Here is a 24376-nt window from a genome sequence, read left to right on the forward strand (position 1 = left end):
CCGGTTCGCCTCATCCACGCCGCAGGGGCCCTGACAGGGCCAGGGTGACCGCGAGGGAGGCCGTCGCCGTCAGTGCCATCGCCGTCGAGGGCGAGGTGTGCTGGGCGACGGCTCCCGCGAGGGCCGCGCCGACGCCCTGCATGGTGAGCATGCCCGAGGCGTGCAGCCCGAGGGCGTGGCCGATCGACTTCTCGGGCGTCAGGGCCATCAGCCGCTCCTGGAGCAGCAGATTCGACGCGTAACCGACCGAGGCGAGTACGACGGCGGCCACCGCGAGCGGCGGCGCCGGGCGCAGGGCGAACAGCAGGTACGGGGCGGCGAGCAGCAGGCACAGGGGTGTGCCGAGCCGTCCGCGCCACCGCCGGGGGACGAACCGGCCGATCGCGATGTCCCCGGCCAGCATGCCGAGCGCCGCGACGGCGAAGAGGAGCCCCGCGTGGCCGGGCGCGTAGGGGATGAACAGGGACTCGCAGCCGACGATCAGCCCGTTCGGCACCCAGAGGGCGAGATACACCCGGCGGCGGGGCCCGGAGGACAGCAGCCACACATTGTTCCGCCACGTCTCGCCCGCCGAAGGGCGCCCGGCGGCGCGCGGCGGGCGCCGGCCCAGGCCCCACCGGGCGACGGCGGCCGAGACGAGATGGAGGACGGCGCCGGCGAGCAGTGTGCCGCGCGGCGACAGCGCGGTCACCAGCACACCGCCGACGGCGAACCCGCAGATCTGCGTGGCGCCGGCCGACATATTGAGCAGGGAGCGGCCGAGCAGATAACCCTCCCTGGTGAGAACCTCGTTGAGCAGCCCGTAGCGCACCCCGCCGACCGGCGAGGCGATCGTGCCGAGCCCCAGAAGGACCGCGAAGACGGCCCACACGGGCAGGCCCGGGACAGCCTGGAGGGCGGTGCCGAGTGCGAAGAGCAGCGCGGTGCCCGTCAGCGCGGCGCGCGGCGGCAGCCGGTCGGCCGCCGACAGCAGCGTCGTCGCGCCGACCACCTGGGCGAGGGACGGCCCGAACAGGGCGAGGCCCGAGAGCAACGGCGAGCCGGTCTCCGCGTAGATCAGTGTGCCCAGGGCCGGCCCGCTCACCGCCTGGGCCGCCGTCTGCCCGGCGGAGGTCAGAAGGAGCGGGGTGAACTCCGGTGTCCGGAACAGATCTTGATAGGTGCGCATGGCCGGAGTCTCAGCGGCCCCCTCGCGAGAGCGTTACTGTTTCGCGGGGAGGCGAAACAATGGGGTGCTGGCTGGTCAGCGCGGATACGCTCGCGGAGAGCCGCTTCGTCGTATCCCCTCTCGCCGAGACCACCGCGAGCCTGAAGACCCTGGAGCGGGGCACGGCCGCGCACCCGGGCGAGCGTGCCTGGCTCGACACGTATCTGTCCGCCTACCGGGAGCGGTTGGCCGGCGATCCGGTCACCGCGCTCCTCGTACGGGCCGGGCTGGGGCGCGGCTGGAACGCGACCTTCCTCACCCCCACGCCGACGGGCGAGGGCGAGCAGACGTTCACGGACGAGCTGGCACGGATCCGTGAGACACCCGCCGAGACGGCCCGCGCCGATCTCGCCGAATCCCTGGCAGGACCGCTCCCCGCCCGGCTGCGCCGGTCCGATCTGCCGGCCCGCGCCGCCGATCTGCTGTGGTGGGTGTGGACGGAGACGGTGCTGCCGCACTGGCCCCGGCGCCGGGGCATCATCGAGGCCGATGTCGTCGCGCGGACAGGGCAGTTGAGCCGGGGCGGCTGGGCCGCCGCTCTGGACGGCCTGCGCCCGGGAATGCGCTGGCTGGGCGAGGGCCGGCTGCGGATCAACGCGTACGACTATCCGCAACTGGAGCTGTCCGGGGCGCGGTTGATGTTCGTCCCGGTCACCCCGGGCCGTGGCTGGGTCTCCTGGGACACGGCGCACCGGTACGCCGTGGTGTACCCGTGCTCCGGCGCGCTGGCCGAGCAGGACCGCGCGCCGGTGCCCGAGACTCTGGGCGCGTTGCTCGGAACGGCGCGGGCGGGCGTCCTCGTCCTCCTGGACACACCGAAGAGCACCACGCAGTTGGTGGCGCTGACCGGCCAGGGGCTGGGCTCGGTGGGCCGTCATCTCAAGGTCCTGCTCGACGCGGGTCTGGTCCGGCGCCGGCGTACCGGGCGGTCCGTGCTCTATTACCGCACGGACGCCGGACAGGTCCTGATGGATGTCCAACGGCGCGAGTGAGGCCGGGAACGCCGAACGCCGGGGACATCCTCCGGCGAACTCTGGCGACCGTCCCTCGCCGTCCTGAGCCATCCCATCATGACCCCCGATTCATCCGATGGATACGGAGGGGGCATGAGAATCTGGTCCTGATAGGAGCATTGACAGGTTCTGGTCATGCTCCAATCATCGGATCTCATGACGGAATTTCCCAGACGCCATGTACTCGGAATGACGGCAGGAGCGGCGATCGGCGCCGCTCTGGTCCACCCGGCCACGGCCGACGCGAGTCCGCGCACCACCCTGCCGGGGACGGAAACAGGGACGGATACGGGGACGCATACGGAAGGCGGCGGCGGTGACTGGGGTACGGTCCCGGCCGCTCTCCCCGTCCCCCTGGAGCGGTGGTTCGACAACGACGGCATCGACACCGCGGACGCCCGCGGTGGGAACTTCGACGGCTCCGGCTACACCTTCCCCGGCGAGGAACTCCCCGCCGGGGAGGTGGAGATCGACGGACTTACCTATCACTTCCCGGCCGCCACGGCAGGAGCGAAGAACAACATCGTCGCTCTCGGGCAACGCGTCGAACTGCCCCCGGGCCGCTACCTGTCGGGCCACTTCCTGGCCGCGAGCAGTTACGGCGAGACCTCCGGAGAGGCCGTCGTCCACTACGCGGACGGCACCACCTCGACCGCCGCCCTCGGCGGCCCCGACTGGTACGGGGGCAAGGGCGCCCTCGTCGCCCCGTACCGCTACGGCCCCACCGGCGCCAAGGACCCGCACCAGGTGGTGATCGCCGCCTCCACGGTGGCCATCGACCCGGGCAGGGAGGCGGTGGCCCTCACCCTGCCGGTCACCCGCCCCGCCGAGGCGAACTCCTCCTCGCTGCACATCTTCGCGCTCTCCCTCCAACCCGCCGTCGAGGGGAGGGCGTTGGCGCTCCGCAGCGCGCGCTCGACGACCTCCTCGCTGGACCACGGCGCACAGAGCGTCGAGGCCACGGTCGTCAACGCGGGGACGGTGGGCATCCTCGCCGCCGACGGGCTCAGCCTCTCCGTGGACGTCCCGGGCGCCCGTACGGTCGCGCCCGCCCGCGTCACCCGGCTCGCTCCCGGCGACGAGACCCGCGTACGGATCGGCATCCGCCCCGGCCCCGGCACCGCGCCGGGGACCGGCAGGGACGGCCGGATCGTCGCGCGTGGCCGGGGGCAGCAGGCCGCCGAGGTACGGCGCTCCCTCACCCTGGGAGTGCCCGACTTCCGGCCCACCGACGACTCCTTGAACACCCATCAGGCGCCGTACTGGTTCCAGGACGCGAAGTTCGGCGTCTTCATCCACTGGGGGGTCTACTCCGTGCCCGCGTGGGCGCCGGTCGGGGTGCAGTACGCCGAGTGGTACTGGTCCCAGATGCAGGACCCGAACAACCCGACGCACGCGTACCACCGCCAGACGTACGGCGAGTCATTCGCCTACGACGACTTCATCCCGCGCTTCCGCGCCGAGCGGTTCGATCCGCGCTCCTGGGTCGAGCTGTTCCGGGACGCCGGCGCGCAGTACCACGTCCTGACCTCCAAGCACCATGAGGGATTCGCCCTCTGGGACACCAAGGTCTCCGACCGCAACTCCGTGAAGATGGGCCCGAAGCGCGATCTGATCAGGGAACTCTTCGACGCCTCCCGCCGCTACACACCGGAGCTGCACCGAGGTCTGTACTTCTCGATGCCGGAGTGGTTCAACCCCGACCACCCCTGGCAGGGCCACGCGCCGCGCAATCCGTACACCCTCGAACCCGTCCCGTACACCGGCCACTTCGCGGGGCAGGACTACATCAAGGACCTCCAGGCCGCGCAGATGCTGGAGCTGATCGAGGGGTACGACCCCGAGATCCTCTGGTGCGACATCGGCGGCGACAACGACAGCCATCGCGTCCTGGCGGAGTACTTCAACCACGCAAAGAACCGGGCACGCCCCATCGAGGTGACCGTCAACAACCGCTCGGGCATCGGCCCGCACGACTTCACCACGCCCGAGTACACCACGTACGACTCGGTCGTCACGGCGAAGTGGGAGGCCAGCCGGGGGCTCGACCCGCGTTCGTACGGCTACAACCAGGCCACTCCCGACGACAAGTACATGACGACCGAGGAGGTCGTCCACTCCCTCGTCGACATCGTCTCCAAGAACGGCAACTTCCTGCTCGACATCGGCCCGCGGGCCGACGGGACCATCCCGGAGATCATGGAGCGCCGGCTCCGCGAGACCGGGGAGTGGCTGAAAGTCAACGGCGAGGCGATCTACGGCAGTACGTACTGGGCGAGGATGCCGCAGCTCGGCGAGGACCTGCGCTTCACGGTCCGGCCGGAGAAGGCGTTCTACATCCACTCGCTCACCCGGCCGGGCAGCACGCTCACGGTCGAGGCTCCGGTGCCCGTCAGGCCCGGGGACCGGGTGACACTGCTCGGCCACGACCGGCCGCTGAGCTGGCGTACGACCGGCGGCAAGCTGGTCGTCGACGTACCGTCGGCGGCGCGCGCGTCCGGGCGGCATGTGTGGGTGTTCAAGGTCGACTGGCGGTCCTGAGACCGTGTGGGGGCGGGAGCCGGCTCCCGCCCCCGCCGACCGGTGCTCAGCAGATACTGTCCCCCGGCTTGGGGTTGCTCAGCGCGAACAGCGGACGCAGCCTCAGGCCGGCCCAGGTGCCCAGGATCGCGACGGCCCCCCAGATCCAGCCGTGCAGACTGCCCGACGCGATGCCCGCCAGATAGGCACCGATATTGCAGCCGCCGGCCAGCCGGGCGCCGATACCCATCAGCACACCGCCCAGCACCGCGGCGACGGCGGTCCGCCACGGTACGCCGCGATGGAGCGTCCAGGTGCCGCCGAGCGCCGCCGCCACCGCCGCGCCGATCATGATGCCGATGTCGGTCAGGCTGTTCTTGTCGGCGAGCACCGGACCCGCCAGCATCTCGGCGTTCTTGGGCTGCTGCCAGAACGTCCAGGTCTCCGGGTGCCCGCCGAGGGCGCGTACCAGCTCCGAGCCCCAGAGGCTGAACGCGCTGGTGACGCCCCAGGCGCCGCCGGAGACCAGCAGCACCCCGGCGCCGAGCACGGACAGCGCGAGGGCGCCGGCGGCCGGCGGCCAGGAGCCGCGCAGCACCCGTGCCGCGGCGCCGCGCGCGGACGGTACGGGGCCGGTCGGCGGCGGGTTGCGGCGGGCCTGGACGCGTCGCGAGACGAGCACGATGAGCGCGAGCGCCACCATGGTCACGGCCCAGGAACCGAACCAGCCGATGTGGTCGGCCATGACGACCGGCTCGAACGCGGGCAGGTCCTTCCAGAGGCCGAACTGCCAGGCGGCGAGGGTTGAACCGGCGATGAAGCCACCGAGGGTGAGCACGATCGACGACTGTCCGGAACCGACCGCGAACAGGGTGCCGGAAGCGCAGGCGCCGCCGAGCTGCATGCCCACGGCGAACAGGAACGAACCGGCCAGCAGCCCCACGCCCAGGCTCCCGGCCGACGGCGCGGGCACCGAACCGAAGACACCGGTGCCCGTGCCGATCAGCAGCGCGAACAGGGTCGCCGTGGTCCCGAGCAGCAGGGTGTGGGCGCGAAGTCCCGTGCCATTGCCTACGGCGACGAGCTGCCGCCACGCGGAGGTGAAGCCGAAGCGCGAGTGGAAGAGCGCCACCCCGAGGCCGAGGCCGAGCAGCAGGAGCACACCGGGCCGGGCCCCATGGGCGGACCACACATAGCCGGTCAGCGCCACGGCGATCAGCGCGGACACGACGAGCGGCACCCGGCGCACCGGCGGGGCGGGCGGAGCCTGGGGACGCGGTACGGAGGTGGGGGAGGGGGCGAGCAGAGCGACGGACTTCGTCGCCTCCACGGGCGGTGCGGTCATGACGGGGTCTCCGGGGACAGGGTACGGGAGGGGCCAACGTGTCAGGAGGGGCCGCCGACGGCCGTAGCGGCAGACGTTCCGGCTTCCGGCTTCCGACGTCCCGCGAAGACGGTGCGTCGGCAACGGGGTGCGTCGGCTGCGGGTTCGAGGGCGACCGGTTCAGCGACGACAGGCTGTGCGGCGACAGAGGCCGTCGTCGACACACCACGCCGAGTTCGCGAAGAGCGCGAGACAGAGGAGGCGAGCGGGTGCGGACATACGGACGAGCATAAGGGCGGGTTTCCGCCTTGTGGACCCGCGTCTCGCCATACGGTCGGGACGTATCCCGGCGGAGCCCGTCGGTATGCACGGGAACCCCAGCGCGACCACCTACACCTGCCATGTGTGCCGGCAGGAGTACGAACGGCCCGACCTGGCCGCCTGTCTCACCCACGACGCGGTGGTCTGCTCGCTCTGCCTGAGCACGGACAAGGCGGGCGACCATCTGCTGCCCGCGACGCCCACGGCGCCCGCCGCTCCCTGACTGGGGAGGGCGGGGCCGCGGGCGCGGTGCGTTACGGCCTCGGTGAGACCGGGGCGGAGAGCGTGCCCCGGACCTCCCGGGCCGCCGCGACCAGGTTCTCCAGCGCGGCACGGACCTCCGGCCAGCCACGGGTCTTCAGCCCGCAGTCGGGGTTGACCCAGAGCCGTTCGGCCGGCACCGCCTCAAGTCCCCTGCGCAGCAGGCCCGCCACCTCCCCGGCGGAGGGGACGCGGGGCGAGTGGATGTCGTACACCCCCGGGCCGACCTCGCGCGGATAGCCGGCCGCGGCCAGCTCGTCGGCGACCCGCATATGGGAGCGCGCGGCCTCCAGACTGATCACATCCGCGTCCAGGGCGTCGATCGCCGGGAGGATGTCGCCGAACTCCGCGTAACACATATGCGTATGGATCTGTGTGTCCGCGCGGACCCCGCCGGTGGTGATACGGAACGCCTCGGTCGCCCAGCCGAGATACGCGTCGTGGTCGCGGGCGCGCAGCGGCAGCGTCTCGCGCAGCGCGGGCTCGTCCACCTGGATCACGGAAGTGCCCGCGCTCTCCAGGTCGTCGACCTCGTCGCGCAGCGCGAGGGCGACCTGCCGCGCCGTGTCGGCGAGCGGCTGGTCGTCCCGTACGAACGACCACGCCAGCATGGTGACCGGACCGGTCAGCATGCCCTTGACGGGCCGGCCGGTGAGGGACTGCGCGTAGGTCGTCCAGCGCACCGTCATCGGGGCGGGCCGGGAGATGTCCCCGGCGAGGATCGGCGGCCGGACATAGCGGGTGCCGTACGACTGGACCCAGCCGTGCCGGGTGGCGAGATACCCCGTCAGCCGCTCGGCGAAGTACTGCACCATGTCGTTGCGTTCGGGCTCGCCGTGCACCAGGACATCGATGCCGGTCTCCTCCTGGAACGAGACGACCTCGCGGATCTCGGCCTCGATGCGCTTGTCGTACCCCGCCGCGTCGATACGGCCGGCCCGCAGATCGGCGCGGGCCGTGCGCAACTCCGTGGTCTGCGGGAACGAGCCGATGGTCGTTGTCGGCAGCAACGGCAGCCCCAGGTGGGCGCGTTGGGCCGCCGCCCGCTCCTCGTACGGCTGGGAGCGGCGGGCGTCCGCGTCCGTGACGGCGGCGGCCCGCGCGCGTACGGCCGGATCGTTGGTCAGCGCGGAGCCCGCCCTCGACGCCAAGTCGGTGCGGTTGGCGGCGAGTTCGGCGCTGATGGCGCCGGTGCCCCGCGCGAGGCCGCGGGCCAGGATGACGATCTCCTCGGTCTTCTGCCGGGCGAAGGCGAGCCAGCGGGCGATCCCCGGATCGATATCGCGCTCGGCCGTGACATCCAGCGGGACGTGCAGCAGGGAGCAGGAGGACGCCACATCGACCTGTCCGGCGAGGCCGAGGAGCGTACCGAGGACCGACAGGGACTTCTCGAAGTCGTTGATCCAGACGTTACGGCCGTTGACCACACCCGCGAGGAGCCGCTTGCCGGGCAGCCCGCCGACCGCCGCCAGCTCATCGAGATTCGCGGCGGCGGAGCCGGTGAAGTCCAGCCCGAGCCCCTCGACGGGGGACTTGGCCAGTACGGACAGAGCCGCGCCGAGCCGGTCGAAGTACGACGCGACCAGCAGCTTCGGCCGGTCGGTGAGAGCGCCCAGCTCCCGGTAGGCGCGGGCGACGGCGTTCAGCTCGGCCAGAGAGCGGTCCGCCACCAGGGCGGGCTCGTCCAGCTGGACCCACTCGGCGCCCGCCGCGCGCAGATCGGCGAGCACCTCCGCGTACACGGGCAGCAGCCGGTCCAGCAGGGTCAGCGGCTCGAAGCCGGCGGCGACCCCGGGGGCCGGCTTCGCCAGCAGAAGATAGGTGACCGGACCGACCAGCACCGGACGCGCGGTCAGACCGAGGGCGAGGGCTTCCCTGAACTCGGCGACCTGCTTGCCGGAATCGGCGGTGAAGACGGTGTCGGGCCCCAGTTCCGGCACCAGATAGTGGTAGTTGGTGTCGAACCACTTGGTCATCTCCAGCGGCGTCACCTCCCGCGTACCGCGTGCCATCGCGAAGTACCCGTCCAGGGCGTCGGTTTCGACGGCGGCGCGGTGCCTGGCGGGGATCGCGCCGACCATGACGCTGGTGTCCAGGACATGGTCGTAGTACGAGAAGTCACCGGTCGGCACCTCATGGACGCCGGCGTCGGCGAGCCGGCGCCAGGTGGCGCGGCGCAGTTCGGCCGCGGTGTCCCGGAGGGCGTCGGAGGTCACCCGGCCCTTCCAGTAGCCCTCGACGGCCTTCTTCAGTTCCCGGTTCGGGCCCTGACGGGGGTAGCCGTACACGGTGGCCCGTGGTGCCGCGGCTGCGGACTTCGTGGTCAAGGGACTCTCCTTCGCGAGTATGTCTCCCAAGATCCCGGCGACGGAGCGTGGGCGCGAAGAGGTGAACAGATCCGGCGGTCCACGGCGCTCCGCTGCCGCGGGTGCCCGCCCGATATGTACGCCGACCCGCCCACGAGGCCACCGAGATCTCCGCGCGCACCGGTGGCGCGCGGGCAGTGGCAGGTCTTCGGACTCGCGGGCACGTCCCGTACCCGTACGCGCGCGGATCACGCGCGTACCGACAGGGACCCCTACTGGCCGTCGCTTCCCGGGTCCGGCTCGGACCCAGTGCTGATGACGGCGGTCGTTCCCACTCACCGCTGCGGGGCAGTCCCGGATTTCCACCGGGTTCCCTCTTACGACGCGCCTGCCCGGCTGGCAGGGCGAACCGACTGCACGAGCCACCTTAGGCGCTGGAGCCGATCACGGACAGCACGGTCCACATTCCGGCCGACCGATGCCCCTGACCCGCGGGCCCATCCGGTGTCACGCCTGGGACAGCAGCTCCTCGATCAGACCCCCCACCTGCGCGGTCTCGATGAGGAAGCCGTCGTGCCCGTACGGCGACTCGATGGTTCTGAGCCGGTCGGCCCCCGGGATGGCGGCGGCCAGCTCCGCCTGCTGGCCCGGCGGATAGAGCCGGTCGGAGTCGACCCCCGCGACGAGGGCCGGCATCCGGACCCGGCGCAGGGCCGCCGCGGCGCCCCCGCGGCCCCGGCCGACGTCATGGCCGTTCATCGCCTCGGTGAGCGTCACATAGCTCCCCGCGTCGAACCGGCGCACCAGCTTCGTGGCGTGATGGTCGAGATACGACTCGACCTGGTACCGGCCGCCCCGCCAGGGATGACCGCCCGGCTGCGGGTCCCGGCCGAACCGGGCGCCGAGCTCCGGCTCGCTGCGGTACGTCACATGCGCGATGCGGCGGGCTATCCCCAGCCCTCGGTACGGACCACCGCCGGCCGGGGCGTCGTGATAGCGGCCCCCCTGCCACGCCGGGTCCGACCGGATCGCCGCGATCTGGACGGCGCCCCAGGCGATCTGCTCCGCGGAGGCGGCGGCCGGACACGCGAGCACCAGCAGCGCTCCGGTGCGCTCCGGCCGGCCGACGGCCCATTCGAGGGCCCGCATACCGCCCATGGACCCGCCGATGACGGCGGCCCAGCGCGCGATCCCCAACGCGTCGGCGAGGGCCGCCTCGGCGGCCACCTGATCGCGCTGGGTCACATACGGGAACGCCGGCCCCCAGCGGCCCCCGCCCGGCCGGGCCGAGGAGGGGCCGGTGCTGCCCTGGCAGCCGCCGAGCACATTCGGCGCGACCACGAACCAGCGGCTGGTGTCGAGCGCCCGGCCGGGACCGACCAGGGCATCCCACCACCCCCCTGTGGGGTGCCCGGGCCCGGCCGGTCCCGCGACATGGCTGTCCCCCGTCAGCGCGTGCAGGACCAGCACCGCGTTCGAACCGTCGGGGGCGAGCCGCCCCCAGGTCTCGTACGCGAGCCGGACCCCGGGCAGCGCTCCGCCCGCCTCCAGCGGGAGCGGACCGTCGAGCGTCACCCAGGAGCGGCGGCCGGCCGGATCCCCCTCCTGCCAGCCACCGGTGGCCGGCGGGAGGGGGAGCGTGGCCGGTTCGGCGGAGGTGTTCAGGACGCCGCCTTCGCGGCGCGGAACCCCGCCTCCAGATCGGCCTTGAGATCGGCCACGTTCTCCAGTCCCACCGAGAGCCGCACCAGCCCGGGAGCGGTGCCGGTCGCCGCCAGCTCCTCCTCGCCGAGCTGGCTGTGGGTGGTCGACGCCGGATGGATGATGAGACTGCGCACATCACCGATATTGGCGAGATGGCTGAAGAGCCCGACCCCGTCCACGAACCTCTTGCCCGCCTCGACCCCGTCCCGCAGTTCGAAGGCGAGGACCGCGCCCGCGCCGTGCGGAAGGTAGCGCCGCCCGGCCTCGTACCAGCGGTTGGACGCCAGCCCCGGGTAGTGGACGGCGGAGACTTCATCGCGCTGCTCCAGCCACTGCGCGAGAGCCAGCGCGTTGGACGTGTGCCGCTCGACGCGCAGGCTGAGCGTCTCCACGCCCTGGAGCAGCAGGAACGCCGAGTGCGGGGAGAGCGCGGGGCCGATGTCGCGCAGCAGCTGGACCCGGAGCTTCACCGCGAAGGCGCCGGGGCCCAGATCCGGCCAGTAGCGCAGCCCGTGGTAACTGGCGTCCGGGGTATGGAAATCCGCGAACCGCTCGGTGTGCGCGCCGAAGTCGAAGGTGCCCCCGTCGACCACCACCCCGCCGATGGTGGTGCCGTGCCCGCCGAGGAACTTCGTCGCCGAGTGCACCACGATGTCCGCGCCGTGCTCGATCGGACGGAGCAGATAGGGCGTCGGGACGGTGTTGTCGACGATCAGCGGCAGCCCGGCGTCGTGCGCGGCGTCCGCCACCGCCCGTACGTCGAGGACATTGCCGCGCGGATTGCCCAGCGTCTCCGCGAACAGCGCCTTGGTGGTGGGGCGTACGGCGGACCGCCAGGCGTCGATGTCGTCCGGGTCGTCGACGAAGGACACCTCGATGCCGAACCGGGGAAGCGTGTGGCGGAAGAGGTTGTACGTCCCGCCGTACAGGGAGGTGCTGGAGACGATGTGGTCCCCGGCGCGCGCCAGCGTCAGGATCGCCAGCGTCTCGGCGGCCTGCCCCGACGCGAGCGCGACGGCCGCGACCCCGCCCTCCAGCGCGGCGATCCGCTGCTCCAGAACGTCCTGCGTGGGGTTGTGGATCCGGGTGTAGATATTGCCGGGTTCGGCGAGGGAGAACAGATCGGCCGCGTGCTGGGTGTCCTTGAAGACGAACGACGTCGTCTGGTAGATCGGCACCGCGCGGGCGCCGGTCGTCGGGTCGGGCTCGGCGCCCGCGTGGATCTGCTGGGTCTCGAAGGACCATGAGGGGCCGGCGTCGTGCCGGGAGATGTCCTCGGGAGTGTGTCCCCCGGTGATGGAGTCGACGGGCTGGCTCATATCAGGCCTCGCACGGGTTCTTGTGGCAGCGGGATCGCTTGATTACGGACCGTAGAGCCGCCGGGTCATGGCCGGAAGCGCACCGCGCGCATGGCCACGAACCCGCAATATCGCGGCAATACAAAGCGCTTGGGATATGTCTTCAACCCCGCCACAACCGCACCATCAGGTCCGGCGGGTGCGCCGGCCCGCGCGGCGACGACCGCGGTGACGCTGCGCCCACGGATGGGTGATCAGCAGGAAGGCGGTCGCGACCACGGCGATCGCCTCGGCGACGACGGCGAGCTTCTTGTCGCCGTACCAGATCGGCTCGTACATGTTCGGGATCGGGCCCAGTTGACCGACATCGACGTAGCGGTAGATCAGCAGCAGCGCCAGACCGCCGGCCGCCACGCTCCACGCGAAGAGATCCCCGGGCAGCCGCTGCCAGACCAGCACGAGCAGCGCCGCGAGCGACGCCAGGGCGGCCTCGATGCGGAAGAGGTCGCCCTGGCTGATGCTCGCGGTGACCACGTCGTACTGGGGGGCCAGATAGGCGTGGAGATAGGCGTCCCACGCGAGCCCCGCCGCGGCCAGCAGCCGGGCCGCTCCCCGCAGCACGCGGAGTGTCCGGCCGGAACCCGAGCGGACGCCGGAGGGCGCTGAGGACATCACTTCTCCCGGGGTTAGTAACCGCCGCCGGTGTTCTGCTGCGGAGTGGTGTTCTTCTTGCCTGACGTGCCGAGGACGTACCAGGTGTCGTGGAACGAGACATCGCCCTGGCCGTTGGTGTCACCGGGCTTGTGGTCGCCCGTGAACCGGTACAGGGGATGGCCGTTGTAGGTGGCCTGCTTCGCCCCGTTGTCGCGGGTGGTGGTGGAGAGCAGGTTCCCCTTCACCCCGCCGGTGCCCGCCTCGGGCTTTCCGGTGACGATCAGGGGCGGCCAGATCTTCACGCAGTCACCCGTACAGGTGGACTTGTTCTGCTTGTCCGCCTCGAAGAGATAGAGCGTCCGCGCTTCACCGTCGACCAGGATCTTTCCGAGCGAGGTGGACCTCGCGGACACCTTGCCGACAGCCGTGGCGGAGGGGGACGGGCTCGCGGAGGCGGTGGCGGAGGCCGCCGCGAGATCTTCGGGCGCCCCGGACTTCTTCGCCGGCGCTCCGCTCCCACCGCCGCCCGAACATCCCGCGACCGCCGCCGCGCACAGCAGCGCCACGGCCGTCGCGCCGGCACGCCTGGTGTTGGTCCCCATCGAGGCTCCTCGGATCCGGCCGCTCCACGGGCGGCGAGCCGCCCGCCCGAACACGGCGGTACCACCCACTACACGCCACGCCCCGCCACCGGGCCACCGGACAGAGCCGTCCGAAGGTACGCGGAGAGATGCGCGGCGAGATGCACGGCGAGGTACGCGGCGACGACCGCGCCGCCGGCCCGGCTCCGGCTTCCGACAGGAAGATGCCCCGCACGACCGTGCCCAGCGGGCCGGGTCCGCTGTTCACCACAGGGGAGTCCGACGGCGCACCGCTCCGATCCGGGCTCGGGGGCCGATCCCCATCCTCGTCCGAAAGGGGCTTGACGCCGTGAACGCAGCAACCATGAGCCCGAGGGGTCGTCCCGCCCCCTCACCGCGCGGCCGGCCGAGCCGACGGGACCAGTACCGCCGGGCCGGCCGCTGGTTCGCGCTGACCGCCGCCGCCCTGGTGCTGGGCACGGCCGCGGCGGGCGGCTGGTTCTACTCCGCGCTGAGCGGAAACATCCAGGGCGCCGGCGTGGACGACGCCCTCGGCGACAACCGGCCCCGAGCCACGCAGGAAGGCGAGAACGTCCTGATCATCGGCTCCGACAGCCGCGATGGACTGGACGGAGCCTTCGGCAAGAATCTGACCACCATGCAGTCGGACACCCTGATGCTGCTGCATATCGGCGGCAGCGGCGAGTGGGCCACCGTGGTGTCGTTCCCCCGTGACTCCTGGGTACGGATCCCCGCGTGCCGCCAGGGCAACGGCGCCGTCTCCACCCCTCATCATTTCAAGATCAACGAAGCGTTCGCGATCGGCGGCTCCACCGGTGACACCGCCAAGGCCGCCGCCTGCGCGATCAAGACCGTCGAACAGAACACCCATGTCCGTGTCGACCACTTCATGATCGTGGACTTCCGTGGGTTCACCGGCATGGTCGACGCCCTCGGCGGCGTCGAGGTCTGCCCCCCGCTGCCCATCCACGACGAGAAAGCCCATCTCGACCTCCCGGCGGGGTGTCAGACGGTGAAGAACGACCAGGCTCTCGGGTACGTACGCGCCCGCTACAGCCTCGGCGACGGAACGGACATCGGGCGGATCGGCCGCCAGCAGGAGTTCATGCGCGCCCTCGCCGCCAAGGCCAGGGCCCAGCTGTACCAACCGCGGGCGCTCTACGGATTCCTCGACTCGGCCACCGAGTCACTGACCACCGACCCCGAACTGGCCGGCCTCAAACCCCTCTACGATCTGGCCTCCGGCATCAGACGCATGCCCGCCGATCGGATCACGTTCCTCACCGTCCCCCACTATCCCCGGGCCAGGGACGTCCCCGGCGACACGGCCAATGTCGTCTGGAACCCGCCCGCCGCCCAGCAGCTGTTCAACGCCCTCATCCATGACCGGGAGATGACCAGGGCCCATCTGCTGAAGGCGGCGGAGCAGTTGCCTCCGGCGGCCGGCACCGTTCGGGTCACCGTCCTCAACGGCACCGATGTCCCCGGCAAGGCCCGCGAGACCGCCGAACGGCTGCGCGGACTCGGCTTCCGGATCACCGCGACCGGCAACGCCCCCGCCCCGGCCGGGCAGAGCACGCTCACCTACCCCGAGGGCTTCGCGGAACAGGCCCGGTCCCTGGCCGCGAGACTCCCCGGCCTCGACCCCGTCCCCTCCGAGCGGACCACGCCCGGGACGCTGACTCTCACCATCGGCCCCGATCTGCCCGATGTCACGGGGTGACCCGCAACTCCGCCGCCCCGACCCGGTGGAGATGGAAGAGGATGTCGTGCGACCGGGCGAGCGGGACGGCACGCTCCGGCTCCGGGTAGGCGGTACCGATACTCCGGGTGGGCCGAGCCGTGTCCAGCCAGCTCCGCGCGACCGCCGGGGCGGTGCGTATGTCCAGGAAGTAGTCGCGGTGGCGCACCCGGTCGAGCAGGGCCTCATTGCTGCCTGCCCCGGCGGGACCCACAGTGAAGACACGTATTGGTCCATCGGGCGCCGTCGCGTTGAACGAGCCCCGGTCGAACGTGAAGCCCACGCTCACATAGTCCGCGCCGAGCAGGTCCCGCAGGAAGGCCCCTTGCATCTTGGGGTAGTTCAGCGGATCGGAGGTCACATACGAGACATGCGCGTTGTGCGCCGACAGCAGGACCTTGTCCCCGGTCTGCCGCTGCCACCACGCCACGTTGTCCGCCATCAGCCCGTCGCGGTACCGCATGGCCGCGGCGAGCCGCTCCTGATCCTCGAAGTCGAAGGCGTACCCCCTGGCGGTCTGGTCGATGGCGGTCGCGTGCCGCACCGCCCACGCGTACGCCTCCTTCTGGGCCCCGGTGCCGGCCGGCTGGCGCCGGAGCAGCTCCAGGGCACGTCCGGTCCTGGCCGCCATCTCCTCGCGTTCCGCCAGCGGCAGCGTCAGATAGCGCTTCATATAGGCGTCGGCCGAGGTGGTCGGCGGCAGCCCCCGGTACAGCTCGGTGAAGCGGGCCAGCAGCTCCGGACGGGTCTTCGCCACATAGCCGGTCACCAGGCCGTACAGCTCGGGCCCCGCGTAGGCGAAGTCGTCGCCCATGAACCGCAGCGGATCCCTGGGGTGCAGCCGGTTGTAGCCGCGCATCCACTCGATGAGCTCCAGATACTCCGTGTTGTTCCACCACAGATAGGTGTCCTGGAACTCGTCGCGCATGATCCGCCGCGGATCGCCCTTGCCATGCAGCACATAGTCGTTGAGCCGCAGCCCGGTGCTCCAGCTCGCCTCAAGACCGAAGGTGCGGAAGCCCTTCCTCTCGACGAGATGGCGCAGCACCCGGTGCTTCATGGTGAAGAACTCGCGCGAGCTGTGCGTGGCCTCACCCAGCCCCACCACCTTCGCGTCCCCGATCATCTTGTCGAGCGGGCGCAGATCGGCGGTGTCTCCGTACGGTTCGGTGGTGCGCAGCGGGTGGGCCACGCGGTCGATGGCCGCCACCACGGCCCGGTCGGACGGACTTCCCGGTAAGGACCCCGCCGCCGAGGCCGGTGACGCCGGTGAGACCGCGACGAGCGTACCGAGGCAGAGCAGGAGAGCGATCAGAAGAGCTGGACGGTTCCGTGTCATGAGTCGATGATCATTCCCGGCACGGAACCGCCGCCATACGGCAGGCCTCACCATGAGACGGGGGAAAACCGCACCCCCGTACCCGAACCGGTCGCCGGACGGCCCGTCAGCCGGGCCGCGCCAGTGACAGCAGCGCGTTGTACGCGCTCTGGATGAATGCCTGGTCGGCGGCCGGGGTCGTATTCGTCAGCGCGACCAGGGCGGTGCGATGGCGCGGACTGAACCCGGCGAAGGCGCTGAAGCCGCGGGTGCCGCCGGAGTGGTGGTAGACATCGCCGTCCGGCCGGACCCGGATGTTCCAGATCAGCGCCAGCCGCTTGCCGCCGTCGCGCAGGGCGAGCCGGGGCCGGACCACATCCACCAGCGCCGTACGCAATGTGACCGGCACCGGCGCCGGCACGGGCACCGATGGCGCGGAACCGGATGGGGTGTCCGGCGCGGCGTCCAGTACGGCGTCGAGGAGGCCCAGCAGATCGCACGCGCTGGACCGGACCGCGCCGGCCCCCGCGAGCCCGGGAATCAGCCACGGCGGCCGGGCGCGGCCGTGCCAGTAGCCGGTGGCCTGCGGAAGGTCGGGCCCGCAGCTGGTACGGCTCAGCCCGAGCGGGCCGAGCACCCGGGCCGCGAGGAGGTCCCCGTACCCCTGCCGGCCGCCGGGCGCGGCGCGGGTGAGGAGATGACCGAGCAGCCCCACACCGAAGTTGGAGTACCGCACGCGCTCGCCGGGGCGGGCGTGCGGACGCGTCCTCGCCAGGGCACGCAGCAGATCGGCGGTGGAGAAACGGGCGTACGGATTGGAGAACCAGTCGGCCGCCGCGCCGCCGAGGAGCCCCGGGGGCAGCCGGGGCAGTCCCGAGGTATGGGTGGCCAGATGAAGCAGGGTGATGGGTCCGCCGCGCGGCCGGGGGAGGGCTTCCGGCGGCAGGAACCGGGCCAGGGCATCCCCGTACGCCACCTCGCCCCGGGCCACCTGCTCGGCGAGCAGCAGCGCGGTGAAGCACTTCGTGAGTGAACCGATCTCGAACCGGGTGTCGGCCGTGACCGGGATCCCGCCGTGGTGCGAGGTGCTGCCGTACGTCACGACGGCCCGCCGGTCGCCATGGCGGAGCGCGACCGCGACCGCGCGGCTACGCGGCGCCGCCGCTCTGATGGCGTCGGCGGGGCGGCGTGCCCAGTCGGGCGGGCGCGGCCCGCCGTCGGCGTCCGCCATGTACATCGCGGCCCCGCCCGCCTCGCTCGTCCCCGCCCCCGTCGTCTCCGCCCCCGCCGCGCCCAGCGTCACGATCGGGCGCCGAGGGCACGGGAGACGGCGAGGGTCCCGGCGACCGCCGCGACCACGGTGGTGTGGTGGTGCGCGGCGAAGCGTTCCGCGGGATCGTCGCCGACGGGACGGCCGTCACGGGGCATCAGCCCGTCCTCGTGCTGGATTCCGGCCAGCCGCTCCCACGCCACCGGATCTCGGCGCGGCTCGGCGAGACAGTTGCTGACGATCAGCAGTTCGGCCACCAGGTCCCATTCGCCGATCTCGGCCCAGATGTCGATCCAGGCTGGCAGCCAGCGGGTGAGGTACTGGGCGACATCGCCCGGCAGCCCCGAGGGCAGCCGGCCCCAGTCGGTGAGATGGAAGACGGTGTGCGTCATGCAGTAGGCGGTCATCCAGTCGATGAGCCAGGGCTCCGGGCACGCGCCCAGCCAGGTGGCGCGGGACAGCGCGGCCCAGTCGGTGGCGAGACCGCCCTGGTCGAATCCGCCGATCCGCGCCGCGTTGGCGACGGCGAGACGCCGGTTCGGCAGCACCTCCGCCGCCCGCGCCGAACGCAGCGAGGTGGTGTGCGCCAGCAGCCGGTCCAGTGCTTCATGGCGGTAGTCGCAGCGGGCGAAGTGGGCGTACGTCTCCAGGGGGTCGGTCATCATCGGATAGCGCAGCAGCCGCTCATGGAGCATGGCGCCGCCCCCGAGCTGCTTCCAGCAGAAGTCCAGCAGCTCGCGGGCGAGCCGTAGTTCGGCGGAGCCGGCCACGCCCTCGCGCAGGACGAGCGAGGCGGCGAGCGCGGTCTCGCCCAGCGGTTTGTACACGCTGTCGGGTTCGGCGAGTTCGGCGGTGGTGTCGGGCGGCAGGGCGCCGTGCTCCCGTTGGGTATGGAGCCAGGTCAGCGCCTGGGAGGCGATCCGGTGGGCGGCTTCTGTGGCGGGCATGGCCATCGGGTCTCGGTCCGATCGGGGTGCTAGTGCGGGATCCGGGTGGCTGGTACGGGGGATCAGAAGAGGGTCAGGGGAAGAACCGAAGGCCTGGGGCCCGCGTTCAAAGGGCGATCAGACGGCGGGAGATCGCCGTATCCAGCGCCGGCCGGTCCCCGCCGGCCAGCAGGCCGATGTGCTCCACCAGCGGTCCCGCGTCGAGCGGCAGTCTCACCCCGTCCGAGCGCAGCCAGGCCAGCCAGCGTGCGATCCGCGCGGCGGTGGGGTAGTCCCGGCGCAGTACGGCACGGGTCGCCCCGCGCGCCAGAGCCAGCGGTGATCTGCGGGCGGCGTCATGCACCGGACCGTCCAGACCCGGCAGCGCCAGTGTGGACAGCTGCCCCATCCTGACGGACCATTCGGCCCACCCCGCCGCGTCGTCGGCCGGCGCGGCGTCCGCCGGGAGCGCAGGCCGCGGCGCCGTCAGCCGCGCGCCGCCACGGCCCGTGAGCACGGTGAGCAGGGTGACGGTGCCCCAGTCGCGCCAGGCCATCAGCCACGGGCCCTCGGGTCCGGCGGGCGGCGGGAGCGGCACATCCCGTCCGGGCGGCAGCGCCGAGAACGCCAGGGCGATGGCCGCGGCGTCCTCGGGGTGGAGCGGGGCACCCGCCAGCACGACGGGGGCGAAGGTATCGGCGCCGAGGATCCGGATGGCGGCCAGCGCGGCCCCGGGGTCCTGAGCGCTCTCGACATGGGCGGCGACCATGGCCGTGCCCTCGGCGCCCCGCAGGGCACCGAGGGCACGTCGTGCCAGGCCGGCCGCTGATTCCTGATATGCCGTCCGCGACCGGTCCTGGTTCACAGGTCCTTCGGCTCCTTCGGCTCCCTCGGGGAGAGAAGCGCCAGCAGGAGCAGTACGCCCGCGGCTTCCGGCGCATAGACAGGGGCGTCGCTGAAGGGTGCCTCGGGTTCTGCCATCGCCATAGTCAACGCGTGGTGGTCCAGAGTGATTTCTCGCGGCCGGACGGTCTGAGAAAGCATCGATGGGCTCCTCATGTAGATGCCTCATGCCCTGTCTGGGCAATCCACCGCCCACGCTAAGTGACGTGGAACAAACCGGCCAATTGGGATGATAAGTGGCCATTCTCGCACCTAGACATGGAACGGAACGGTGGTCACCACGATCTTCGGGAGGGACCGGAGCGCGCGCCGCAGCCGTCCCGCCAGCGGGCTGTGGAGCAGCCGGTGCCACCAGTGCCGTTCGACGATCTCCGGCAGGATCACCGTGATGGTCAGATCGGGCCGCTGACGGTGCAGCGATTCGAGATAGCTGATGAGCGGCGCCACCGTAGCCCGATAGGGGGAGATGACGATCCGCAGCGGAAGATGGTCGCCCCACAGCAGCCAGGCCTCGCGGAACCGCTCGGCGTCCTCGTCGCTGGGGCTGACATGCAGCACCAGTACGGGCTGCTGGAGGGAAGCGGCATACGCCAGCGTGCGCATGCTCGCCTGATGCAGCGCGTCGACCGGGACGACCGAGAGATGACGGATCTCCTCCGGTGTCTCCTCGGTCTCCGAGTCCTCCATCCTGACCGACGGGACCTCGGGGCCGGCCGGCGGCTCGGCGCACGGCTGCGGTGTGATCGTACGGCTGGGGATCTCGATCGTCTGGGGATGCAGCCGCAGCGCCTCCCTGACCTTGTCGTAATGGCGCCGGATCCGCGTCGTCACCAGCAGGAACAGGGCGACGGTGAGAATCGCGAGCCATGCTCCCTCGGTGAACTTGGTGATTCCGGCGGTGATGAAGACCACTGCGGAGAGCAGCGCGCCGGTGGCGTTGAAACAGAGGCTCTTGCGCCAGTGCCGGTCGCGCTTGCGCCACCAGTGCATCACCATCCCGCTCTGCGAGAGGGTGAAGGCGAGGAACACCCCGACGGCGTACAGCGGAATCAGCGAGGCCGTCTTCCCGTCGAACGCGACATAGACGCACACCGCCGCCACGGAGAGCACGATGATCCCGTTGCTGAAAGCCAGCCGGTCGCCCAGACGCAGAAAGATCCGTGGCGCGTGGTTGTCGCGCGCCAGCAGGTACAGCACCCGGGGGAAGTCGTTGTACGCCGTGTTCGCCGCCAGCAGGAGCACCAGCGCGGTCGCCGCCTGCGTGAAGACATACATGGGGCCCGAACCGAAGCTGCGATGGGCCAGTTGGGACAGCACCGTCTCCTGCGACTGCGGAATCACACCCTCCAGATAGACCATCGCCATCGTGCCGGCGAACAGCGCGATGAGCAGCCCGATCATCCAGGACAGAGTCGTGCGCGCGTTGCGCCAGGAGACCGGTTTGAAGGCGGGCACCGCGTTCGAGATCGCCTCGATACCGGTCATCGCCGTCGATCCCGAGGCGAAGGAGCGCATCACCAGCAGCAGGCCGACACCCTCGACCGCGTGCAGCGGCGGGGTCGGTACGGGTTGGAAGTCCCGGCCGGCCGCGTCGTACACACCGACGGCGACCAGCGCGGCGACGGCGATGATGAAGGCGTAGGTGGGCGCCGCGAACAGCGCCCCGGCCTGCCGTACACCCCGCAGATTCCCCGCCAGCAGTACGGCGATGACGAGCACGCCGATCAGCACGGTGTCACCGGCCAGTTGGGGGAGCGCGGAGGTGACCGCCGCCATCCCCGAGGAGACCGAGACGGCGACGGTCAGGACGTAGTCCGTCATCAGACCGGCAGCCGCCACCAGCCCCGGCACCCGCCCCAGATTGTCCGTGGCGACGATGTACGAGCCGCCCCCGTACGGATACGCCCGGATCGTCTGACGGTACGACACCCCGACGGCCAGCATCAGAAAGACGATCGCGAGGGCCACCGGCAGCGAATACGCGAGCCCCGCCGTACCGCCGAGCACCAGCACCGCCAGCAGCGCCTCGGGACCGTACGCCACCGACGACAGCGCGTCGGCGGAGAGCACCGGCAGCGCGATCAGCTTGCGCATCCGCTCCCGCGCGATGGCCGTGCTCTTCAGCGGCGCCCCCAGAGCCACACGCCGGACGAAAGCGCCGAACCGGCCGAGAGGGGCCCCGATCTCGCCGTCCACCGCCCCGGGCGGCGGCGCGTTGAGCGCGGCCACCTGTACGAAACGGCCGAAGCGGGCCGGGACGATCTGCGCCGGCTCCGGGTAGCTGCCGGTATCGGGGTCGACGGGCAGCGCGCGCCGCCACGCGTCGGGGGCGGCGGACACCCGCCCCCACTCCCGCCCGACCAGTCGCAGCATCATGGACTGTTCGGCGTCGAGCTTCGGCACGGAGAGAGGCGCATGGGAGGCGTCGCCCTGGTCCTGGTCCTGACCGCCTCGGCCTTCGTCTCCCTGGGGTCCCTGGGTATCCGTCACATCCGCGAGTCTCTTCGGCGGACCGCGCCACCGGCCCCAACGGCGCCGGACGACACACGGCCGGGGGCGGCGACAACCCGTTCGGACGTACGGCCCGGCGCGGCCACGCGGGGCGCACCGGGCCCGCCGGACGGGCCGGGACATCCCACCAGCCGCCCGGTGGAATGCCCCGGCCCCGGCAGGTCCCGCACCATGGCTGTCTCCCGTCAGCGGGTGCGGGACCGGTAGAAGGAGGGCCGGCGCCGGCTATGGCCGCGGCCCGGCCCCCGGCTCCGGCGTGGCACCCCGGTCCGGCCCGGCTTCCGGCCCGGCCCACAGCGCCGAGGGCGCCTCACGCCGGATCACCGGCGCGATCTCCTCGGCGAACCGCTGGAGTTGCTCACGCTGCTCGGGCAGGCTCAGCCCGAACGCGTCGACGGTGAGGGACTGCAGATCGTGCCGGTAGACCTCGTGATAGCCGAGGATCTTGTCGATGATCCGCTGCGGACTGCCGATGAGCTGCGGGCCGCTCTCGATCGCCTCCTCGATGGTGGTGAACGGGGTGTTGTAGCCGGCCTTGCCCACCAGATGCGGTGTGAAGGTCTGCTGGACGCGGGCCTCGTACTGCCCCTTGAAGTCCCTGACGGCCCGTTCCGTCGTGTCCGCGATGTACAGACCGCCGGAGCCCGCCGCCACATGAGCCCGCGCAGGATCGTGTCCGTACTCCTCGAACTTCTCGCGGTAGTGGCCGATCAGCCGCGCGTACGCCTCCCGCGGCTGGATGGCGTTGGCGGTGAAGAGCGGGTCGCCGTGTTTGGCCGCCAGCTCGGGGGAGTTGAGGCTCGTGGCCGAGCCGTGCCACACCCGGGGCGGACCCGCGTACGGGCGCGGCACGGTCGTGACGTTCTTGAGCGGCGGCCGGAACAGGCCCTCCCAGTCGAGGTGTTCCTCGCGCCAGAGCCTGCGCAGCAACTCGTACTTCTCGGCCTGGTACTCCCACTGCCGCTCCTCGTCCAGACCGAAGAGGTCGAAGTGCCCGGCCTCCGCGCCCTTGCCGATGACGAGCTCGATCCGGCCCCGGGAGAGCTGGTCCAGCGTCGCGTAGTCCTCGGCCACCCGCACCGGGTCCAGGATCGCCACGACCGTGACCCCCGTCAGCAGCCGGATACGCGAGGTACGGGACGCGAGCGCGCCCAGGAGCACCGTGGGACTGGAGGAGAGGAACGCGCCCGCGTGCCGCTCCCCGACGGCATAGGCGTCGAAGCCGAGCCGCTCGGCCTCCACCCCCAGCTCGACGACTTCGTTCAGCCGGTCGGCGGCGGGCGGGAGTTCCCCGGTGAGGGGGTGCGGTGCGTGGCCGACGATCGTGAGGACGGAGAATTTCATGACTGCCTTCCGCTGCGTCCGAGGTGCGGCATGCGCGAGGTGCGGTCCGTGCGAGGGCCGGTGGGGGAGAGCCCGATCCGGCTACCGACCGGTTTTCGGCAGTCCCTCGGGGTTGAGTTCGGAGGAGGACACGGCCTCGTTCGCCAGCCCCCACCGCTCCAGGACCTTCTGGTACGTCCCGTTCTTGATGACGGTGTCGATCGCCTGCTGGAACGGCTTGATCAGACCGTTGTCCTTCTTCGTCGTGGCCGCGATCTTGCCCTGGACCTCGTCCCCCGCCCCCGAGAACGTTCCGATGACCTCGGTCTGGCCGGTGGAGGCGGAGTGGTACGCGGCGACCGGGTTGGGGCCGAGGTACGCGTCGAGACGGCCGGAGCCGAGCGCCAGATAGTAGTCGCTGGAGTTCTGGTAGATCTTGATCTCGGTGGGCTTCAGGCCCTTCTTCACATTCGCCTTGCTCCAGTCGACCAGCAGCTTCTCCTGGTTGGTGCCCGAGCCGACCCCGATCGTCCGGCCCGCCACGTCCGCCGGGCCCTTCACCCGCCAGTCAGTGCCCTTCTTTGCCTCGAACGCGATGTTGTCCAGCCGGTAGGTCGCGAAGTCGTACTTCTCCTTGCGCTCCTCGGTGACGGTGATGTTGCTGAGACCGAGGTCGTACTTGCCGCTGTCGAGACCGACGAAGATATTCGCCCAGTCGACGGTGTTGTAGTGCGGCTTCAGCCCGAGCACATCCGCGACCAGCGAGGCGAGGTCCGGCTCCACCCCGATCACGGTCTTGTCGTCGGTGGCGTAGAAACCCAGCGGAGGCACGGAACCGGCCGCGTTGACGACCTCAAGGGTGCCCCGCTCACGGATCTCCGCCGGGACGAGCGCCGCGATGGCATCCACCTTGGGCGTGGTGATCCGCTTCTGGTCGGGGCCCAGATTGATCTGGACCCCCTTCTTGTCGCCGTCCTGGGGCGCCACCTTGTCGGTGCTGCCATCGGCGGAGTTGCCGCAGGCGGTGAGCGAGAACGCGGTGACGAGGCCGAGCAGGGCGGCGGTGATACGGAGGGGACGGCGACGGGGCGGCACGGAGAGCTCCTTGACAAGGTGGCAGAACACACGGACGGACGGAAGGACGGACGAAGGGACGGACGGACGAACGGACGGC

18 protein-coding genes and 1 riboswitch are annotated in these 24376 nt (G+C 71.4%); of the genes, 4 read left to right on the top strand and 14 right to left on the bottom strand.

Annotated features, from left to right (window positions below):
* Positions 1-10: 10 nt before the first annotated feature.
* Complete coding sequence (locus tag IF11_RS0100775) at positions 11-1168, bottom strand: MFS transporter (RefSeq protein WP_030349379.1); 1158 nt, start codon at positions 1166-1168, stop codon at positions 11-13.
* Positions 1169-1227: 59 nt separating this feature from the next.
* On the opposite strand from IF11_RS0100775, the gene IF11_RS0100780 reads away from it, so the two are divergent.
* Positions 1228-2199 carry an ArsR/SmtB family transcription factor gene (locus tag IF11_RS0100780; RefSeq protein WP_030349380.1) on the top strand — a complete coding sequence of 324 codons (972 nt, stop codon included), beginning with the start codon at positions 1228-1230 and terminating at the stop codon, positions 2197-2199.
* Between the two features lie 210 nt (positions 2200-2409).
* Entirely contained in the window at positions 2410-4761 is a 2352-nt protein-coding gene (locus tag IF11_RS0100785; protein ID WP_420894563.1) for an alpha-L-fucosidase, read from the top strand.
* A gap of 46 nt (positions 4762-4807) precedes the next feature.
* Here the strand turns inward: IF11_RS0100785 and IF11_RS0100790 are convergent, their stop codons facing one another.
* On the bottom strand, positions 4808-6085 hold the full coding sequence (locus IF11_RS0100790; RefSeq protein WP_030349382.1) for a YeeE/YedE family protein: 1278 nt from the start codon (positions 6083-6085) through the stop codon (positions 4808-4810).
* Between the two features lie 343 nt (positions 6086-6428).
* Between IF11_RS0100790 and IF11_RS0100795 the strand changes: the two genes are divergently transcribed.
* Positions 6429-6608 (top strand): hypothetical protein, encoded by a 180-nt coding sequence (locus IF11_RS0100795; RefSeq protein ID WP_133243316.1) that lies wholly within the window; start codon positions 6429-6431, stop codon positions 6606-6608.
* Positions 6609-6639: 31 nt separating this feature from the next.
* Here IF11_RS0100795 and metE read toward each other — a convergent pair whose 3' ends face one another.
* From metE to IF11_RS0100820, 5 genes are all read right to left on the bottom strand, one after another.
* The gene (gene metE, locus IF11_RS0100800) at positions 6640-8973 is read right to left on the bottom strand and encodes a 5-methyltetrahydropteroyltriglutamate--homocysteine S-methyltransferase (RefSeq protein ID WP_030349384.1); all 2334 of its coding nucleotides are present in this window, start codon (positions 8971-8973) and stop codon (positions 6640-6642) included.
* Between the two features lie 161 nt (positions 8974-9134).
* Positions 9135-9382, bottom strand: a riboswitch (cobalamin riboswitch).
* Between the two features lie 77 nt (positions 9383-9459).
* Positions 9460-10617: a homoserine O-acetyltransferase MetX gene (metX, locus tag IF11_RS0100805; protein WP_030349385.1), complete on the bottom strand. Its 1158-nt coding sequence runs from the start codon at positions 10615-10617 to the stop codon at positions 9460-9462.
* The gene (locus tag IF11_RS0100810) at positions 10614-11975 is read right to left on the bottom strand and encodes a bifunctional o-acetylhomoserine/o-acetylserine sulfhydrylase (protein WP_078490277.1); all 1362 of its coding nucleotides are present in this window, start codon (positions 11973-11975) and stop codon (positions 10614-10616) included. The genes metX and IF11_RS0100810 overlap by 4 nt, the downstream gene beginning before the upstream one ends.
* 165 nt (positions 11976-12140) lie before the next feature.
* Entirely contained in the window at positions 12141-12626 is a 486-nt protein-coding gene (locus tag IF11_RS0100815; protein ID WP_051745253.1) for a hypothetical protein, read from the bottom strand.
* A 14-nt stretch (positions 12627-12640) separates the two neighbouring features.
* Entirely contained in the window at positions 12641-13210 is a 570-nt protein-coding gene (locus IF11_RS0100820; protein ID WP_030349388.1) for a COG4315 family predicted lipoprotein, read from the bottom strand.
* Between the two features lie 343 nt (positions 13211-13553).
* Here IF11_RS0100820 and IF11_RS0100825 point away from each other — a divergent pair, with 343 nt between their 5' ends.
* Positions 13554-14933: an LCP family protein gene (locus IF11_RS0100825; RefSeq protein ID WP_078490279.1), complete on the top strand. Its 1380-nt coding sequence runs from the start codon at positions 13554-13556 to the stop codon at positions 14931-14933.
* Here IF11_RS0100825 and IF11_RS0100830 read toward each other — a convergent pair.
* The 7 genes from IF11_RS0100830 to IF11_RS0100865 form a co-directional block, all read right to left on the bottom strand.
* The gene (locus tag IF11_RS0100830) at positions 14923-16290 is read right to left on the bottom strand and encodes an erythromycin esterase family protein (RefSeq protein ID WP_030349390.1); all 1368 of its coding nucleotides are present in this window, start codon (positions 16288-16290) and stop codon (positions 14923-14925) included. The two genes, IF11_RS0100825 and IF11_RS0100830, sit on opposite strands and share 11 nt — an antisense overlap.
* Positions 16291-16396: 106 nt before the next feature.
* Entirely contained in the window at positions 16397-17572 is a 1176-nt protein-coding gene (locus IF11_RS0100835) for a serine hydrolase domain-containing protein (RefSeq protein ID WP_244888217.1), read from the bottom strand.
* On the bottom strand, positions 17569-18492 hold the full coding sequence (locus tag IF11_RS0100840) for a DUF6895 family protein (RefSeq protein ID WP_030349392.1): 924 nt from the start codon (positions 18490-18492) through the stop codon (positions 17569-17571). The genes IF11_RS0100835 and IF11_RS0100840 overlap by 4 nt, the downstream gene beginning before the upstream one ends.
* A 100-nt stretch (positions 18493-18592) precedes the next feature.
* On the bottom strand, positions 18593-19330 hold the full coding sequence (locus IF11_RS0100845) for a hypothetical protein (RefSeq protein ID WP_030349393.1): 738 nt from the start codon (positions 19328-19330) through the stop codon (positions 18593-18595).
* A 290-nt stretch (positions 19331-19620) separates the two neighbouring features.
* Positions 19621-21462, bottom strand: a complete 1842-nt coding sequence (locus IF11_RS0100855; protein ID WP_030349395.1) for an APC family permease — start codon at positions 21460-21462, stop codon at positions 19621-19623.
* A 642-nt stretch (positions 21463-22104) separates the two neighbouring features.
* Positions 22105-23223, bottom strand: a complete 1119-nt coding sequence (locus tag IF11_RS0100860; protein ID WP_078490281.1) for an LLM class flavin-dependent oxidoreductase — start codon at positions 23221-23223, stop codon at positions 22105-22107.
* A gap of 81 nt (positions 23224-23304) precedes the next feature.
* Positions 23305-24297, bottom strand: a complete 993-nt coding sequence (locus IF11_RS0100865; RefSeq protein WP_030349397.1) for an ABC transporter substrate-binding protein — start codon at positions 24295-24297, stop codon at positions 23305-23307.
* Positions 24298-24376 lie beyond the last annotated feature (79 nt).

The sequence above is a fragment of the Streptomyces scopuliridis RB72 genome (assembly GCF_000718095.1).
In the GTDB taxonomy this organism is placed as follows: Bacteria; Actinomycetota; Actinomycetes; order Streptomycetales; family Streptomycetaceae; genus Streptomyces; species Streptomyces scopuliridis.